Genomic DNA, 17,781 nt, shown 5'->3' with positions numbered 1-17,781 from the left:
GGTCAGCATCCTCACATGGCACTGATTCACTTGAACATACCGACTAGGGCTTTCCTATAGCCAAGGTCGGATAAACCTCAGCCCCGCCTTGAGGCCAATCCAAGCAACCGGCTAAAGCTGGCATGGACACCTTCTGAAGGAAGATCACAAGACCTAAATACAGGTTGCAAAAGAAGGTCGCACATCAGGCTACGCATGTTCAATGAGCTATCTTACAAGATCGAAAAGGGAAGGAAGTTACAATGCTGTTCGTCGCGGAGCCAACCCTTGGAGAGGAGGAGAAGCGCGCACTATCGGAAGTGATTGATCAGGGCTGGATCACTATGGGCGAACGTGTTTCGCGTTTCGAGCGTGAATTTGCAGAGAAGCACGAGATGCAAGATGCCGTCGCAGTCAGCTCATGCACTGCTGGTCTTCACCTCGTAATGTTAGCTCTCGGAATTCAGCCGGGGGACGAAGTATTGGTTCCCGCAATGACGTTCGCCGCCAGCGTTAACTGCGTCTTATATGTCGGGGCAAGACCTGTATTCGTAGACATTGAGTCGCTTGATATGCCGCTGATGTCGATCGATGATGCTACCGCAAAATGCACGGAAAAAACCAAAGCAATTATACTGGTTCATTACGCTGGGTACTTGGCTGATCGATCCCGTTGGCGCACTTTTGCCGCCGAACGAGGCATAGTTCTTATTGAAGATGCCGCACATGCAGCCGGTATGGTCGGCGCGGGCACTATTGGAACTGCGGGTGTTTTCAGCTTTTATGGCAATAAGAACCTTACCACTGCAGAAGGCGGCATGGTGGTCTCTGAGGACTACCATCTCCTTGAGCGGATCCGGCAGTTGCGAGCACATGGTCTCACAGCGAGCACGTTCCAAAGACACCTGAACCAAGGCATTACTTATGATGTTACGATGCTTGGCTATAACTACCGTATGGATGAACTGAGAGCTGCACTTGGACTAGTTCAACTGAAAAATTTGGACACTTGGAATAAAAAAAGGCGAGATCTTTCACTTCTATACCATAAAATTTTACCGCGCGACTGCCCTGAGATAAGGATTCCTTTCTATGGTCATCCTGGTGGTTCGGCTCATCATATAATGCCTGTTGTCCTACCGTCTGACTCAAATCGACAACAGGTGATGTCGAAACTATACGGAATGGGAATTCAAACTACAGTTCACTACCCGCCAGCCCATAAGCTCTCGCTCTATCGAGACTTGCTTGGTCCTACACGACTGCCATGGACAGAGAAGTTTGCCTCTCATGAGCTGACACTTCCTCTCCATCCGCGGATGACAGAAGCTCAAGTCGAGCAAGTCTCAGAGGCTCTTGCAGAGGCACTCGCTCAGATCTCCCAACAGGAGCTCGCTGATGGATGAAAATAGAAGTGCTGCCTTATTGTTTAAGGATGGCAATCCGTCTGTAGGAAATTTGATCAGGCGCTCCATAGATTTAACGCTTGCAGGAACGGCGCTGGTTATCTTCATCCCCCTGATGATACTTGTAGCGGCAGCTATATGCTGTGAAAGTGGCACACCATCCATCTTCTCACAGCCAAGACTTGGCTTAAGAGGCCGCGTGTTCTGCATGTATAAGTTCCGGAAATTTCGCCGGGACTGCGGTACGAATGGCAGCCCTCTCACCATGGATAACGACGAACGACTTACATTGATTGGAAAATTTCTGCAGAAAACGAAGCTCGATGAGCTTCCTCAGCTCTGGAACATCATCATCGGTAACATGTCGATCGTTGGGCCACGGCCCGAGACATTACACTTTAAGGACTGCTTCAATGGCGACTACGAGGAAGTTCTTGACTATAAGCCGGGAATCTTTGGACCAAGCCAAGTGTTGTTCCGAAACGAGAGCTCGCTCTTTCCATCGCACGTTGACCCGACCGAATTTTATCGCTCTACGATCTTTCCAGCCAAAGCTAAGATAGACTTGGCCTATTACCCGAGACGCACCATTGTATCGGATCTTTGTTGGATCTTACGGGGCATCGTAGCGGTTTTTGGTTATGTCCCCCCTCTTTATCTGAACGCTCCGACCGAAAGCGAAGGCGCAACGGACAGAAAAATCGAGAGCTGCAGCGCAACGCCACCCTGAGGAGTGAACAACAGCGAGAAATCGCAGCTGCTGATCTCGAATCTTCGCTTGAGTGATGCCGCATCTACCTTAAGTCTCTGAAGCTCGTGTGGGTTGACATGAATACGCAATCACTCATTCAAGATCCGGAATTGGCTGATCTCTCCGCTGACACAAATCGTTCTACAATTTTCGCACAAGACATGAAAACTGTGTGCGTGCAAGGACTGGGTTTCGTAGGAGCTGCGAATGCTGCCGCCATTGCTTCAGCCCGAAACCATTCAGGACAGGCACTCTATAGGGTAATCGGACTCGATCTCGATAATGAGGTTGGACGGAAGCGGGCCTCTGCAATTAATGAAGGAAGAGTTCCGTTTCCGACAACCGATCTGTCTCTGGTCCGCGCGATGATGACAGCGAACGAAATTGGAAACCTGTTTGCTGTTACCGACAACAGTGCACTCTCCAAGGCCGATGTGATCATCGTCAATGTAGGTGTCGATGTCGAAAAGCTTGGTAACGTCCCCAGCGCGAGACTAGATCCATTTCGGGCGGCTCTTACGGTAGTGGGCGAGAACATGCGCCCTGACGCTCTCGTTCTTGTTGAAACCACTGTACCACCCGGCACCTGTGAACGGGTGGTTGCCCCCTTATTGGAGAGGTGTCTTGAGCTTCGAGGCTTCCGTCCGGATCAGCTACAACTTGCCTATTCCTATGAACGCGTGATGCCAGGTGGAAGCTATCTTGCAAGCATCACCGATATGTGGCGAGTATATGCAGGTTTCACATTTCACGCTGCGGAAAGGACAGAGAAGTTCCTGTCAAGCTATGTTGATGTTGCACGGAAGCCTCTCTTCCGTTTGCCTAACATGCGCAGCGCCGAGATGGCGAAGGTACTTGAGAATACCTATCGCGCGGTCAACATAGCCCTCATAGATGAATGGGAACGGTTCGCTCGCAGAATTGATGTGGATCTCTTTGCCGTTCTGGATTCAATTCGAGTTCGCCCAACACATAGCAACATCCGCTTTCCCGGTCTCGGTGTCGGAGGATATTGCCTTACGAAAGACCCTCTTTTTGGACCCGCCTCCGCACGCGATATATTTGGTTACGATGATCTTGATTTCCCTATATCAACCTTGAGTGTCTGCATCAATGATGCGATGCCACATGTCACTGCCATCACGCTCGAAGAGCGCTTCGGCGGAGAGCTTGGAGGCAAGCGTATCCTTGTGCTCGGGGCTACCTATCGTGCCGACGTTGGGGATACCCGTTTGTCTCCAACGATCACGCTAGTATCTGCACTACTCGAAAGGGGTGCAGCCGTTGAAGTGACAGATCCGCTAGTCGATTCGTTCGATGAAGTTGAGGTCCCATTCTATAGCGATCTACCAAGTGCAGAGAAATATGATGCCGTCGTTATTGCCGTGGGACATTGCCAGTATAGAGAATTGGATTTCTCTCGTTGGATAGGAAATTCTCGCCCTCTCCTCTTCGATGCCAACGGCGTTCTTTCGCGTGAGCAAATGATGACGTTGAGTGACGCGGGGCTGGAGGTCGCAGCAATCGGCAGGGGTGAGCTATGAAGAAAGTGCTTATAACGGGTGGGGCAGGCTTCATTGGGCTTCATATCGCTAGAGCTCTTGTTCGAACAGGTGTGCATGTCGATCTCGTCGATAATTTTTCGCGAGGCCAGAGTGATTTTGAACTTTCTGTTGTCAGCAGTAGCCGCCATGTACGCACAATCGAGTTAGACATGAGCGTCGCAAACGCGACTGATATACTCGATTCCGACTACAACCTTATTTTTCACCTTGCTGCAATTGTTGGCGTCAAGAATGTTGTAAGCCGCTCCTACGACACGCTCGCACTCAACACGGCCTTAACGATTGAAGCGTTGAGACTTGCGAGAAGACAAAGAAATATATTTGCTTTCATTTTCGCTTCGACGAGCGAAGTTTATTCAGGAAGCGAGTTCTCTGATCTTCTTGCATTTCCAACCATAGAAGATTCCATACTCACTGTGCCGCCCTTATCGTCACCAAGAACGTCCTACATGCTCTCTAAGTTATACGGTGAGGCATTGGTGCTTCAATCTGGTCTACGATCCGTGATTGTGCGACCACACAATGTTTACGGTCCCCGCATGGGACGAGATCACGTGATCCCTGAACTTATGAGACGCATCCATAACACAGAACCGGGGGGCGAGCTCGAGGTCTATTCTCCCACCCACTCAAGAACGTTCTGCTATATCGATGATGCAGTGGCAATGATCATTCGCCTCGCCAGAAACCCGGCGGCAATAGGTGGCACCTGGAACATCGGCACGGAAGCACCTGAATATTCAATTATGAGAGTAGCCGAGATCATACGTGATACTATGCATGCCGACGTGAAGCTCGTTCCTGGGCATACCACGTCTGGATCACCGACAAGACGATGTCCTTCAATGATACGCACCGACGCGATGACAGGATACTATGAGCGGACAAGCCTCGACGATGGTGTTTCGAGCACGTTTGGGTGGTATAGAGAGCATGACTTAGTAACACCTCTTTGACAGGAGCAATGTTACTTGAACCAGCTCATGTTGCCCCTTCCCGATGGGGGCGGATGCGGCGTGATGAGCGCCGGGCGTGGTAGGGCTGCAACCGGGATGGGTCGGATCGATGGTGCGGCCCGACAGGACCGGGTCCGTCATGCTCCTGGATGCAGGGCGGCAGACCTCCGAGGAGCCCCGTCAGGCCCTGGTGCCGCGCCGGGTCAGGCCCTGTGCCGCGAAAGCCCTGAGGTCACCGCCGCCGGCTGGTTGCGAGCCAGGCGCGGGTCGACATGGTCTTGCCTCGCTTTTGTGGAGAGCGGTTTAGTAGCTATCCGGCCAGCCTTTCGAACTGAACCGGGCTGACATAGTCCAGCGTCGAATGACGCCGGACGGGATTGTAGAATCCGTCGATGTAACGCCCGATCACCGCCTTGGCCTCGGCACGCGGCTGGAACACCGTGCGCCAGACCAGTTCGGACTTCAAGGTCTTGAAGAAGGTCTCGACTACCGAGTTGTCGTAGCAATTTCCCTTCCCGGACATCGAGATCCGGATGCCGTGCTTCCTCAGCTCCGCCTGATACGCGGTTGAACAATATTGACTGCCGCGGTCGGCGTGATGGATCAGGCCCTCACCGGGTCTTCGGATCGCCAGAGCCTTGCGCAGCGCCTCGAGCGCCAGTTCCTTGTGCAGCCGATCACTCACCGCCCAGCCAACCACGCGGCGAGCGAACAGGTCGAGGATTATGGCCAGGTACAGCCAGCCTTCACCCGTCCACACGTACGAGAGATACTGTCGGCGAATTCTCTGTTGGCTATTCAGCAAGAGGAAGAATCCATGAGCCTTCATCCCGAGCCGATTGGTGAGATTCCGGCCGAGACCGTGCGAGTTGCCCAGGCAGCTTTCCCTAAGGGCAACATTGTGACCCGGCTCCGGGATGAATTTAGCAGCCTCTACCAGGATGGTAAGCGCTGTTCTCAGGCCACGGCCTTGAGGTCTGGCGTAGTGGCATAGGCCCACGGCAGTAGATCATCGATGCGGGTGTTGAGATGACCGGTGGCGATGCGGCTCAACACGTCGGCGAGATAGGCCTGCGGATCCACTCCGCACAGTTTGCAGGTCTCAACTAGCGAGGCGATGATCGCCCAGTGCCCGCCACCGCGGTCCGAGCCAGCAAACAGTGCGTTCTTGCGCGTCAATGCCAAGGGCCGGATCGCCCGCTCGACCACGTTGGAGTCGATCTCAATGCGCCCGTCGTCGACAAACCGCGTCAGCCCGTCCCAGCGCGAGAGCGCGTAGCGGATCGCCTCGGCCAGCTTGCTCTTCTGGCTGATCAGACCGAGCTTGGCGCGCAGCCACGGCTCGAGAGCCTCCAGAATGGGACGGCTCTTGGCCTGACGAATCCGGCATCTCTCCGCCGCACTCATGCCACGGATGTCGCTCTCAATCCGATACAGCTCCGCGATGCGCGTGAGGGCTTCGCTGGCGATCGGCGCCGCGCCGGCCGCAGCCAACTCGTAAAAGCGCCGCCGCACATGTGCCCAACAGAATGCGAGGGTGACCTGATTGCCTCCCGCCAGGGCTCGGTAGCCGCTGTAGCCGTCCACCTGCAGCACACCGGCAAAACCGGACAGATGCTCGATCGGCCGTGCTGCCTTGCGATCGGGCGCATAGACGTAGGCCACTCCGGGCGGGTCCGTGCCGCCCCAGGGCCGATCATCCCGGGCATAGGCAAACAGCTGACCCGTTTTGGTCTGGCCGCGGCCAGGGTCGAGCACGGGCGCCGTGGTCTCATCGGCAAACAGCTTCGACGAGGCTTTCAGCTGCGCCAGCAGCCGTTCATGCACCGGCCGCAGGTGCCAGGCGGCCCGTCCGACCCAGTCGGCCAGGGTCGAGCGATCCAAGCTGATGCCCTGCCGGGCATAGATCTGCGCCTGCCGGTAGAGCGGGAGGTGATCGGCGTATTTCGACACCAGCACCTGCGCGACCAGCGCATCGGTGGGCAGGCCGCCCTCGATCACACGGGCCGGAGCCAGGGCTTGCACCACTCCATCTTCGCAGTGGCGGCAGGCGTATTTGGGCCGGCGCATCACCAGCACGCGCAGTTGCGCCGGCACGATGTCGAGGCGTTCAGAGACATCCTCGCCGATGCGGTGCAGGAGGTTGCGGCAGCAGGGACAGGCCGGATCGTCGATGTCGATGATCGTCTCGATGCGCGGCAGATGCGCCGGCAAGGATCCACGGTTCCGGCGCCGCTGGGCCGCGCGGCTTTTACGCTCGGCCGGATCCGCTTGCTCGTGTTGGGCGTCCTCAGCGGCCTCAGTCTGTTCGGCCTCTTCCAGGCCCAGCAGCAGCTGATCCTCGGGCAGGCTCTCGGCGCGGCGGCCGAAGCGGTGACGCTGCATCGCCTTGATGATCTGCTCCAGCCGCTCGGCCCGCGCCCGCTCGGCCAGGAGCATGGCTTTGAGCAGGTCAGGATCATCCGGGAGAGCTGGCATCGCGCTGGTCACAGGACGAAGTGAATCATGCTTTGCGGTGGGCGACGACTGCTCTTACGGGGTGGGACTGACGGTGTGATCAACTCGCCGCCGACGGCACTGTGATCTGGCGCGCCTCATGCACGCGGCGCCAGTCCAAACCTTCGAGCAGCGCTGAGAGTTGAGCGGCCGACAGGTGAAGGCCACCATCTTGCACCTTGGGCCAGCGGAACTCGCCGTCCTCCAACCTTTTGGCCACGAGAACCACGCCCGTACCGTCCCAGAACACCAGCTTGACGCGATCCGCGCGTTTGGCCCGGAAGACATAAACAGTCCCGGAGAACGGATCCGCTCCCATGGTGTCGCGCACGAGCGCAGCGAGGCCATCCGCCCCTTTGCGGAAGTCAACGGGCTTGGTCGCCACGAGAACGCGGACGGTCCCGCTCGGCCCAATCATCGCAGGCTCTTGAGCGCGTGCAGCACGCGGGCCAGTGTCGCTCCATCGACACCGGGCGGGACGCGGATGACGACACCCTCCACGACAATCTCGATGATCGCCTCACGGCCAGCGGCCGGCGTGGGCTGCGGCGTGTCAGGGCTGACCACAACTGGGGTAAAGGTCAGAGGATGAGTGTCGGCCTCTCGCTTGGCCTGCCGGCGCCAGGTGAACAGGTGCTGGGGCGACATGCCATTGCGGCGGGCCACGTCGGACACCACCGCGCCGGGAGCCATCGCCTCCTCCAGGATCCGCGCCTTCTCAGCGGCTGACCAGCGTCGGCGTCCGCCAACTCCGGTGATCACTTCCAGGCGCCGCACCAGCCGCGGCGGCTCAAGCATATGGTCAACCATCGACACAAAACGATCCCAAATCAGAGATCGTTAGTCTCGCCGCTCAGAGACACGGACGTAAGGTGGGTTCAGAACACCGCTTACGCTCTATCCGCCGCCCTCCGATCTGCCCACCGAGCAACGCAGCCAGCCCGACTGGACCCTGGTTCATCGCGAACTGCGCCGGCCGGGCGTGACGCTCATGCTGCTATGGGAGGAATACTGCGACAGCACGTCTGATGCCTTCAGCTATTCCTGGTTCTGCGAGCACTACAAGGACTGGGCCGGCCGGCTCAAACCCACTCTGCGCCAGGTCCATGTCGCCGGCGAGAGGCTGTTCGTCGACTATTCCGGCCACACCATGGAGGTGATCGACGGGCTCACCGGCGAGGTCCGCCCGGTCCAGATCTTCGTCGCCGTGCTCGGCGCCTCCAACTACACCTATGCCGAGGCCAGCTTCACCCAGAGCCTGCCGGACTGGATCGGCTCGCATGTGCGTACCTTTGCCTTCCTGGGCGGCGCCACCCGCCAGACGGTCAGCGACAATCTCAAGGCCGGGATCACCAAGGCCTGCTTCCACGAGCCGATGGTCAATCGCACCTATGCCGACGCGGCCCGCCACTACGGCACCGCCATCGTGCCGGCCCGGCCCTACAAGCCGCGCGACAAGGAGCAGGCATCACGATGCACCTTGTTGGAGTGGTTGAGCGACAATTAATCTGGGCGGACGACCACCATATCGGCTGCCGGCACCTTTTTCGAGTCTGACGTTGCCCGGCGGTTCGTACAAGTATCGATGGTTGGTGGCGTATCGATGGCGCTTGAGAATGCCCTTCCGCCCGAGTTGGTGAACGGTCGAGACGCACACGCCGAGCTGCTGGGCTACTTCTTCGCCGGTGATCATGCCGCTCTCCCGCAGCCGTTCGTACCGGCTCTTCAAGCCATAGGTGCGGCGCACCAGCATGACCTTCTTCAGCGTGAAGGGTTCGCCGCGCCAGTTGCGATGCCCGAGTTCATTGAGACGGGCGGCGATCTGCCGGTCGTTGGCGATCTCCAGCAGCTCGTTCATCAACGCCACGACCTTTGCCGGCGTCTTGCGTATCACTGACATAGGCCGTGGTCTGGCCACCGACAGGCTCTGCGTGCGCCCGCCGCGCCAACGGATATGGATGTTGACCTGCTCGTCGACGAGCAGCGTCACGTCATCGATGAGAAGGCCGAGCATGCGCTTGCGTTCGACGGCACCGGTGCGCTCGTCATTCCAGATGCGCGGGAAATCGGCGGCCAGCGCCCTGATGCGCTCCTGCGCTGGCTCGTCCAGCAGCGAACAGTCGGCCTCGTTCTGGCGCTCGTGCGTGCGCTGGAGTGCGTCGAGGTCACGCAGCCGTGCGTTCCAGTCGGCTTCCAGCGCGTCGGCGACCAGACGGTTGTCCGGATCGACCTTCAGGTAGCGCCGGCGGGCCAGTTCAGCTTCATAGCGGGCGCGTTGCAGCTGCGTGCCGCGCAGCGCCGCAGCCTGCTCCACGCGCTGGGTGATCTCCTGCTGCACGGCGAGCGCGACATCGATCGCCGCCGGCGCCATCGCCTCCAGCAGGAGCGTGCTCACCGCATCATCGACCGGAGCGCCGCGCACCCATTGGCAGTGCTTGCCGGCGTGTCGCACGACCGCTTCGTTGCAGACATAATACGGGCGCAGCCGCCCCTCGAACGGCTCATAGTGGACCCGCATGCGTGCACCGCAGCGGCCGCACAGCAGCCGTCCCTGCAACAGACCGCTGCCTTGGCGAGGCATGCGTCCACGCAGGCCAGGTGAAAAGCCGGCGGCGTTCTGTTCCAGGGCTGTCTGATTGCGCTCGTACTCGGCCCAGGGAATGTAGCCCTCGTGGGCTTCGGGTATAAGCACCTGCCAATCGGATCTCGCCACGCGCAGCTGCACGGACTTGAGCTTGGCATTGTAGGCTGTGCGCGTGCGCCCATAAGCGAACGCGCCGGCATATCGCGGGTTGTGCAGAATCTGGAGTACGCGGGAATGGTCGATCTCGCTCCACAGAACGTCGCCCTTGCCGATGCCGCGGCGGATCCGCCGGGGGAAGAGGATCTGCTCACCCCGCAGGCGGCGCACGACAGCGCAGGCTGAGCCGGTCTCGCGGAAGGTATCGAACAGGAGCCGCACCGTGTCCTGGATCTGCCGGTCGGGATCGAGCACGACCCGCGCGTCAGGGGTGTAGACCAACCCGATCGGCAACGGCATCTCGAGCTCGCCGCGGCGTGCCTTGTTGAGAATGCCGCCTTGCAGCCGCGACTTCAGGATGTGCAGTTCGGCCTCGCTCATCGTGCCCTTCAGCCCGAGCAGCATGCGATCGTTGAAATAAGCCGGATCGTAGACGCCGTCCTCGTCCATGATGAGCGTGCGCGACATGGCAGCCAGCTCAAGGAGACGGTGCCAGTCGGCATTGTTGCGTGCCAGGCGCGACACTTCCAGCCCCAGCACGATCCCTGCATGCCCCATCGCCACTTCGGTCACCAGGTGCTGGAAGCCGTCGCGGTCCTGCGACTGCGCGCCGGAGAGACCCAGGTCGCTATCGATGACATGGACACGTTCGATGGGCCAGCCTAGCGCCACGGCGCGATCGCGCAAGGCGTATTGCCGCTTGGTGCTCTCGGTGTTCTCGAACACCTGACGAAGAGAGGACTGACGCACGTAGAGGAACGCATCACGCCGCAGATGGTCGGCGCCAACCTTCATGGCAATATCAGTAGACATGATTGCCTCGCGTCTCTGCTGCCAGCACCATGTTGGCGAGCATATGCACGAGCTGGCGATCGTGCACTGCCGCCGAAGCCGTGGGCGGTGGTTCCGGCCGCCGATGGATCGGCGGGGGAGGCTGAGGAGCCGCGATCAGCACCGCCAGCCCTTGCCAAAAGCCATGAAAAACGATGGCGCCCATGTCCTTGACGCAGGCCTGACCGCACAAGACGGCGGCGCGCAGCGTCTCATAGCAATCCTTGCAGCCGTGCGGCAGTGTCGGGATGCGCGCATGGGTCTCACCGTTTTTTTTTACGGGCGATCGCGCGCTCGATGCTGCGGGGATGGACACTGATACCGAGCGTCGAATGCAGCAGTTGCGCCAGGGATCGTGCCTGCAACGGGGCCCCCGCGTGCTGGTTCTGCTCGATGAGCTGCATAACCTCGGCGGTGAGCTTGTGGGCTGACTTTGGTCCCCGGGGGCGTGGCAGCAGGCCGGTGATGCCCTCGCGTTCGAACGCGGCCTCGGCCTGATAGTAGGTTGGCCGCGACAGACCGAAAAGCGCGGCGGCATCGGCCTTGGTGACGCCGTCCTCCTGGACGTAACGCAGCATCTCGTACTTCACCTGCACGAGATCGAGAGGATCGAAGAAGCTGGACTCACGAAACCAGGGTGCGCGGACAGCTTCGGGACGAGGGTTGAGTGCTCCGAGATGGCGCAGTCGATCGCGTTTGGTCTCGTTGGGCATGGTATAGCCTCTTCCCTCTATGTAAGCCAAATTACGCCTTAGCAGAGAACGTGTCAATCTAATGAAGGCTGCTACCATACGGAACGAATGCCGGAAATTAACGCAAACCAGAGGCCAGGGCCGACGGCAACGTCTGCATGCAGCGGCATAATTAGCTTGACATATGCGGCATAAATTGCCTGACACGCGGTCAGCCGCCATGGCTGCGCTCGATTTGCGCGATCAACGCCGCCAAGGTTGCCAGATCATCGGGACGCACAAACGACCTGCCGGCCGCGACCTGAATGAAAACATCGGGTCCGGCGACGTCCGTCCATGACGCAAGCAGCGAACGAAGCCGTCCCTCCGCGTCGTAGAACATGACGCGGTCCTCACCCCAGTTCTGCTTGCGGGTCGACAGCACGAAGCGCTGGCCGCGCCACGGATGGAACGGGTGCGTGACCTCGAACTCTATACGCGCTTGAGTGTCAGCACGAACTGCAGTCCTGGACTTGAAAGAAGGCGAAGGTCGAGGTCGGCGTTCAGGTGGTCGGACGCTGGATCCTGGCCCGCCTGCGCAACCGCCGCTTCTTCTCGCTGCCGGCCCTCAACGACGCCATCCAGAATCTGCTGCGCGACCTGAATGAGCGGCCGTTGCGCGGTTGGGGCCGCAGCCGGCGCGAACTGTTCGAGGCGCTGGATCGCCCGGCGCTGCTGCCGCTGCCGGCCGAACCTTACGAATATGCCGAGTGGAAGCGCTGCCGCGTCGGTCTCGATTACCACATCGAGATCGCCAAGCACTACTACAGCGTGCCACACAGCCTCGTGCGCCAAGAGGTCGAGGCGCGGATCACGGCCACGACCGTCGAGATCTTCCTGCGCGGCAAGCGCGTGGCCTCGCATGTGCGCTCCCATCGTCCGCATCGGCCAACCACGGTGGCCGAGCACATGCCGAGCTCGCATCGGCGCTACCGCGACTGGACGCATGAGCGCATCCGCCGCGAGGCCGGCAAGGTCGGACCCGACGCCGCCACTTTGATCGACGTCATCCTGCGCTCCCGGCCGCATCCCGAGCAGGGCTTCCGCTCGGCAATCGGCATTCTCGGCTTGGTCAAGCGCTATGGAGCCGAGCGGGTCGATGCGGCCTGCGCGCAGGCTCTGGCGATCAACACCCGGTCCTACACCTCTGTTGCCGCCATTCTGAAGAGCGGCACGCACAAGGCCTCCCAGCCGGCGCAGGACGCGCCGGTTCTCGTCCACGCCAACATCCGCGGCCCCGGCTACTACCACTGATCAGGAGATCCTCATGCTGCTTCATCCCACCGTCGAACGCCTGCGGGCCCTAGGCCTGAGCGCCATGGCCGACACGCTGCTCGAGTTGCAGACCAACCCCGACGCGGCCGCGATGCCCCATGCCGACTGGCTCGGCCTTCTCGTCGATCGGGAAGTCACGTTCCGCGACAACCGTCGTCTGGCGCGCCGTCTCAGCGCGGCCAAACTGCGCCAGAGCGCCACGGTCGAGAATGTCGACTACCGCACCTCGCGCGGTCTCGACCGGGCCTTGTTCCAGGCGCTGGCGACCAGCCAATGGGTGCGCGATCACAATCACCTGGCGATTGTCGGCCCGACCGGGACGGGGAAGAGCTGGCTCGCCTGCGCGCTCGGCCACAAGGCCTGTCGCGACGGCTTCTCGGTTCTGTACCGCCGGGCGCCGCGCCTGTTTGCCGATCTGGCCCAAGCCCGCGGCGAAGGCCGTGTGGCGCGCCTGATGAGCACCTTGGAGCGGACGGATCTGATCATCATCGACGATTGGGGACCGGAGCCGCTCACCGCCGAGCAGCGCCGGGATCTCCTCGAGATCGTCGACGACCGCTACGACAAGGGCTCGCTGCTGATCACCAGTCAGGTTCCCGTGTCGCACTGGCACGATGTGATTGCCGATCCCACTCTCGGCGACGCGATCCTGGATCGCGTCATTCACAATGCGCATCGGATTGAACTCAAGGGCGACAGCCTGCGCCGCCGGGCCGGCGACAGGAGTGTGGCATGATCCGATCAATCTTTGATCGCCGGCGCCGGGCTTGACCCAACGCCTGTTTCCAGACCACCTTACAACTGCCAGCGGTACCAACCGCTTCATTGCCGCTCAGCGGACCGCCAGGTCAACGCTGACGGTGATCACGATCACCAGAACGAGTGATCATGATCGTGTGGAACTACTGATCACCATCCCTGGAATGCGCATATCACACCAGCGATCATCCTAGTGGATAGAATCTAACGCTTGGTGCCCACGCCTGACGGCAGCGATGATTTCATCCGGATCAGCCGTCCACGTGAAAGGCTTGGGACGAGCATTCGTCTCGGCAACGTATCGGTTGATGGCGGCCTGAAGATCAACCACTGAGTGGAAGACCCCTCGCTTGAGCCTCTGCCGGGTCAGTTTGGCAAAGAAACCCTCAACCGCGTTGAGCCACGAGCATGAGGTCGGGGTGAAGTGAAAGGTGAAGCGCTCGTGACGATCGAGCCAAGCGCGAACCTTCGGGTGCTTGTGAGCCGCATAGTTGTCAAGGATCACGTGCACGGCCTTGCTCGCCGGCACCTGGGCTTCAATGGTGTTCAGAAAGCGGATGAATTCCTGATGCCGGTGGCGCTGCATGTTGCGGCCGATGACAGTGCCATCCAGCACGTTCAGGGCGGCAAACAGCGTGGTGGTGCCATGGCGCTTGTAGTCGTGCGTCATGGTCCCGAGGCGGCCCTTCTTGAGCGGCAGCCCGGGCTGGGTGCGGTCGAGCGCCTGGATCTGGCTCTTCTCATCGACGGAGAGCACGATGGCATGCGCCGGTGGATCGACATAGAGCCCGACCACGTCTCTGAGCTTCTCGGCGAACCGGGGATCGTTGGAGAGCTTGAATTGGCGATAGCGATGCGGCTGGAGGCCATGCGCTCGCCAGATGCGTCGTACTGCACTGGCGCTGATGCCACTCTCCTTGGCCATCAGGGCGGCAGTCCAGTGGGTCGCCTCAATCGGTGGGTCGGAAAGCGTCAGGTTGACCACCCGCTCGGCCATGTCCGGGCCGAGCGGCTTGATCCGGGAGGGGCGGGTCTTGTCGCGCAGCAGTCCGTCGACACCCTCGTGCATGAAGCGCTCCTGCCAGCGCCAGACACAGGTCTTGGAGGTGCCGGTCCGACGCACGATCTCGGTTGTGCCGATGCCGTCTGCGCTCAGCAGCACGATGGCGGCCCGCCAGACGTGCTTCTGAGCTGTGTTCCGGTTGCTGATGAGCGCCTCAAGCCGAAGTCGGTCGGACGAAGTCAGGGTGATCGAGATGCCAGTGCGCATGCCACAGCTTCGCATGCACACCGGCCGAGGGGAATCCGCGATCGGACTCTTCCGTCAGGCGCAAACCACTAGCCTGCTTGGTGTGCACATTTTGCCATGCCGTTTGATCGGCCAAAGGCGAGATTAGTACATGCGCTGCTTTGGGAGCATAAGTCCAAAGCTCCACTTTTGCGCTGAACACTGACACAAAGGAGCTATATTCACTAGAGGCCCTCTGACATAAAATTTATGAATTGCAGCTGTCCAAGTGTGGGCTGGATCAGTAAGCGCGCCCATAAATTGACTTATCCGGCTCGAACTTGTCGCCTTTTCCTCCCAATCGGGGAAAGGCGCTGCCTTTCACGGAGCAGAGGCATCGAACGCAGCGTCAAGTAATATGCGTTTTGATCCCTCAAGAACAAGGTAATTCTATCTATTATGGAAAAAAATATAGGCAATAGAGGAGGAGTGCACGAAATATCTGATTACAGCGGCATGCTTACACCGCTGCAACGGATACGCTTACTAAAATCATATAGTTTCATCCGCAGCGCTACTGTTGCAATCAGTGGAGCGGCTACCGCTCAATTAATCACAGTCGCATTTTCTCCGCTGATTACGCGCTTATATGGCCCGGAAGCCTTCGGCGTCGTGGCTGTATTCTCAGCTGCTGTAATGATCATAGCGTCAGTCTCAGATCTTATGTATGGAGCTGCAATTGTTTTACCACATTCCGATCAGGAGGCTCGAAGCCTCTTCAAACTTTCTATAATCACATGCCTTATAGTGGCCCTTATTTCTTTTATCGGTTTTGGTATATTCAGGGAGCAGGTAGCCCATGCGATTGGCTTTACAGCATCACCGGCATTGTTGATGTTGGGTCCGCTTCTAGTGCTGCTGTCAGGCTTCTGCCAACCTTTGCACCATTGGCTTTATCGGGTTCAGAGATTTGACGCGATTTCCAGAATCAGTGTTGTAGAAGCTATTGCCAACAATACATCCAAAGTCACGGTTGGACTTATAGTAGCAACAGCTCCAACTCTTCTGATTTTGGGAGTTATGTCTCAAATTTTGCAGACAGCTCTACTATGGATTGGCGCGAAGCCTACTCTAACATGCCGCGACACTGCAGGCAAAGTAGATGGCGCACCAAACTCTAGCATTACCATCAAGGAAGTTGCCTACCGTTTCCGAGACTTTCCGCTCTTCCGCGCTCCGCAAAAATGGCTGAGGCAATTATCTTACAACATCCCGTCGCTTTTGCTTGCCGCCCTTCTAGAGCCAGCGGCAGCAGGTTTCTATCTGCTTGCAAATCGCGTCATTCGTCTTCCAAACACCGTCATTGCCGAAGCCGCGGGTCCTGTCTTTTTGGCACGCATCGCCGAGGCAAGCCACCAATCGGAGAGCCTGCGGCCAATTTTAGTGAAGGGAACCGCAGCGCTCGCAATACTAGGTCTAATACCGTTCGGACTGATGGCAATCGCGGGACCATGGCTCTTTGGTCATGTCTTCGGTAGCGAATGGCGGGTCGCTGGAGTGTATGCCCGCTGGCTGTCACTATCCTCATACTTCGCATTTCTGGCTGTGCCGACCCTGGCTGCTATCCCAATTTTGGGGCTACAGGGCCAATTTCTGATCTACGAAATTGCCGTCACCGTAATTGGTATCGCATCTTTAGTATTCGGCGCGCTATTATTGCAGAGTGAAATTGCGGCGATAGCTTTGTTTTCAACAATGAGTGCTCTCGCGATCATCCTGCAGATCGTTTGGTGCCTCATATGCTGTGACAGCCGTACTCGGCATAACGAATGAGCATCTGAACATCAAAATGGGTAGCATAAAATGGGATATGTTGATCATTTATCGGCTGATGAAGCGTCCAAGGAGACGTGTTCTTCGCGCGCAAATCATCCTGTTTATGTTAGCATCGTGATGCCTATTCGAAATGAGGCCAAGTTCATTGAACGAAGCCTCAGAACGATATTAAGCCAGGATTATCCTCATAATCTGCTCGAGGTACTCATCGCAGATGGTATGTCAACCGATGACACCAGACAGATTATTGCTCGCATAGTCGCATCATGGCCGAGCATAGAGGTCCGGATCATCGACAATCCAGATTTGATTGTTTCCACAGGCCTCAATCTTGCCCTTAAGCAAGCACGTGGTGATGTGATCATCCGGGTTGACGGGCATACTTTCATCGAGCCAGATCACGTTCGTCAGTGTGTCTCTGCACTCCAGAAATCAGGCGCCGACCACGTAGGTGGACGAATGGTAACAGTAAGCGAGGGGCGCTTCGGCGAGGCCGTATCCTTAGCAACCAGCAGTGGCTTTGGAGTAGGACATGGGCGTTTCAGCTCTTCTGAACGCGAGGAATGGACCGACACCGTCTCGATGGGCGCGTGGCCTCGCCAAATTTTCGAGCGTATCGGGCTATTCGACGAGGAACAGATCCGCAATCAAGATGACGAGATCAATTACCGCCTACTCGAAATGGGTGGAAAGATCCTGATCAGTCCAAATATAAAATCCAGTTATTACAATCGAAGCACACCCCGATCATTGTGGCGACAATACTATCAATACGGCTACTGGAAAATCAGAGTTATGCAGAAGCACCCTTCGCAGATGAGGCTTCGGCAGTTTATTCCGCCCCTCTTCATGGCATCTCTCATTCTCGCGCTTTTTCTTGCCCCTTTTTCCACCTATGGACGGTGGGGCGTTCTTCTGATAGCCGGTAGTTATATAGGAGCAAATTTCGTAGCCTCTGTTCTGACAGTACGTCGAGCAGATTGGCATCTCATACCGCGCGTCGCTTTGGCTTTCGTTATACTACATTTCTCTTATGGATTAGGCTTCTTAGTGGGCTTAGCTAAGTTCTGGAATAGGTGGCATCATAAAGGACAAAGGATGATGCTTGAGCAGCGGCGATAATCGGCCTTGTGAACGATGCATAGCCTTATGTTTACCTAGAGGCTGTTATAGATTTGGCTTGAGGTTATGGCCGTTGGGACGCGATCACTTCAACTCGTAAACCTTA

General features: G+C 58.2%; 16 protein-coding genes and 2 pseudogenes. 9 read left to right on the top strand and 9 right to left on the bottom strand.

The window, feature by feature from the left end:
* Nucleotides 1-242: 242 nt before the first annotated feature.
* The 4 genes from JO965_RS13120 (at nucleotide 243) to JO965_RS13105 (ending at nucleotide 4,657) form a co-directional block, all read left to right on the top strand.
* A complete protein-coding gene (locus tag JO965_RS13120) occupies nucleotides 243-1,385 on the top strand; it encodes a DegT/DnrJ/EryC1/StrS aminotransferase family protein (RefSeq protein ID WP_203439347.1) in 1,143 nt (380 codons plus the stop codon).
* Entirely contained in the window at nucleotides 1,378-2,115 is a 738-nt protein-coding gene (locus JO965_RS13115) for a sugar transferase (RefSeq protein WP_203439346.1), read from the top strand. The genes JO965_RS13120 and JO965_RS13115 overlap by 8 nt, the downstream gene beginning before the upstream one ends.
* A gap of 98 nt (nucleotides 2,116-2,213) precedes the next feature.
* Complete coding sequence (locus JO965_RS13110; protein ID WP_203439345.1) at nucleotides 2,214-3,680, top strand: nucleotide sugar dehydrogenase; 1,467 nt, start codon at nucleotides 2,214-2,216, stop codon at nucleotides 3,678-3,680.
* Nucleotides 3,677-4,657, top strand: coding sequence for an NAD(P)-dependent oxidoreductase (locus JO965_RS13105; protein WP_203439344.1), 981 nt, complete (start codon nucleotides 3,677-3,679; stop codon nucleotides 4,655-4,657). The genes JO965_RS13110 and JO965_RS13105 overlap by 4 nt, the downstream gene beginning before the upstream one ends.
* Before the next feature lie 310 nt (nucleotides 4,658-4,967).
* On the opposite strand, the pseudogene JO965_RS13100 reads toward JO965_RS13105, so the two are convergent.
* The 4 genes and pseudogenes from JO965_RS13100 to JO965_RS13085 form a co-directional block, all read right to left on the bottom strand.
* Nucleotides 4,968-5,426 (bottom strand): annotated as a pseudogene (locus tag JO965_RS13100) (IS3 family transposase); the annotation flags it as partial.
* Between the two features lie 188 nt (nucleotides 5,427-5,614).
* A complete protein-coding gene (locus JO965_RS13095; protein WP_203439343.1) occupies nucleotides 5,615-7,135 on the bottom strand; it encodes an IS66 family transposase in 1,521 nt (506 codons plus the stop codon).
* A 79-nt stretch (nucleotides 7,136-7,214) separates the two neighbouring features.
* Complete coding sequence (tnpB, locus tag JO965_RS13090) at nucleotides 7,215-7,571, bottom strand: IS66 family insertion sequence element accessory protein TnpB (RefSeq protein ID WP_203439342.1); 357 nt, start codon at nucleotides 7,569-7,571, stop codon at nucleotides 7,215-7,217.
* Nucleotides 7,568-7,963, bottom strand: a complete 396-nt coding sequence (locus tag JO965_RS13085) for a transposase (RefSeq protein ID WP_203439341.1) — start codon at nucleotides 7,961-7,963, stop codon at nucleotides 7,568-7,570. Before JO965_RS13085 ends, tnpB begins: the two co-directional genes overlap by 4 nt.
* Before the next feature lie 85 nt (nucleotides 7,964-8,048).
* Here JO965_RS13085 and istA point away from each other — a divergent pair.
* A pseudogene (gene istA, locus JO965_RS13080) lies at nucleotides 8,049-8,612 on the top strand (IS21 family transposase); the annotation flags it as partial.
* Nucleotides 8,613-8,621: 9 nt separating this feature from the next.
* On the opposite strand, the gene JO965_RS13075 reads toward istA, so the two are convergent.
* The 4 genes from JO965_RS13075 to JO965_RS13065 form a co-directional block, all read right to left on the bottom strand.
* Nucleotides 8,622-10,706: a recombinase family protein gene (locus JO965_RS13075; RefSeq protein ID WP_203439340.1), complete on the bottom strand. Its 2,085-nt coding sequence runs from the start codon at nucleotides 10,704-10,706 to the stop codon at nucleotides 8,622-8,624.
* Nucleotides 10,696-10,890 carry a hypothetical protein gene (locus JO965_RS47865; protein ID WP_246776545.1) on the bottom strand — a complete coding sequence of 65 codons (195 nt, stop codon included), beginning with the start codon at nucleotides 10,888-10,890 and terminating at the stop codon, nucleotides 10,696-10,698. The genes JO965_RS13075 and JO965_RS47865 overlap by 11 nt, the downstream gene beginning before the upstream one ends.
* Nucleotides 10,891-10,987: 97 nt before the next feature.
* A complete protein-coding gene (locus JO965_RS47860) occupies nucleotides 10,988-11,437 on the bottom strand; it encodes a helix-turn-helix domain-containing protein (protein WP_246776544.1) in 450 nt (149 codons plus the stop codon).
* A gap of 190 nt (nucleotides 11,438-11,627) precedes the next feature.
* Entirely contained in the window at nucleotides 11,628-11,840 is a 213-nt protein-coding gene (locus tag JO965_RS13065) for a DUF5372 family protein (protein WP_246776543.1), read from the bottom strand.
* 122 nt (nucleotides 11,841-11,962) lie between these two features.
* Here JO965_RS13065 and JO965_RS13060 point away from each other — a divergent pair, with 122 nt between their 5' ends.
* A complete protein-coding gene (locus tag JO965_RS13060) occupies nucleotides 11,963-12,709 on the top strand; it encodes a transposase (protein ID WP_203439339.1) in 747 nt (248 codons plus the stop codon).
* Nucleotides 12,710-12,722: 13 nt separating this feature from the next.
* Complete coding sequence (gene istB / locus JO965_RS13055; RefSeq protein WP_203439338.1) at nucleotides 12,723-13,466, top strand: IS21-like element helper ATPase IstB; 744 nt, start codon at nucleotides 12,723-12,725, stop codon at nucleotides 13,464-13,466.
* A 213-nt stretch (nucleotides 13,467-13,679) separates the two neighbouring features.
* Here istB and JO965_RS13050 read toward each other — a convergent pair whose 3' ends face one another.
* Nucleotides 13,680-14,759, bottom strand: coding sequence for an IS630 family transposase (locus JO965_RS13050; RefSeq protein WP_203439337.1), 1,080 nt, complete (start codon nucleotides 14,757-14,759; stop codon nucleotides 13,680-13,682).
* Nucleotides 14,760-15,176: 417 nt separating this feature from the next.
* Between JO965_RS13050 and JO965_RS13045 the strand changes: the two genes are divergently transcribed.
* Together JO965_RS13045 and JO965_RS13040 are read left to right on the top strand one after the other, a co-directional pair.
* The gene (locus tag JO965_RS13045) at nucleotides 15,177-16,550 is read left to right on the top strand and encodes a lipopolysaccharide biosynthesis protein (RefSeq protein WP_203439336.1); all 1,374 of its coding nucleotides are present in this window, start codon (nucleotides 15,177-15,179) and stop codon (nucleotides 16,548-16,550) included.
* Between the two features lie 30 nt (nucleotides 16,551-16,580).
* Nucleotides 16,581-17,675 (top strand): glycosyltransferase family 2 protein, encoded by a 1,095-nt coding sequence (locus JO965_RS13040; protein WP_203439335.1) that lies wholly within the window; start codon nucleotides 16,581-16,583, stop codon nucleotides 17,673-17,675.
* Nucleotides 17,676-17,781: the final 106 nt, after the last annotated feature.

Source organism: Microvirga sp. VF16 (assembly GCF_016864375.1).
Taxonomy (GTDB): domain Bacteria; phylum Pseudomonadota; class Alphaproteobacteria; order Rhizobiales; family Beijerinckiaceae; genus Microvirga.
The sequence above is the reverse complement of the archived record's forward strand: the minus strand, read 5'-3'. Positions and strand labels throughout refer to the sequence as shown.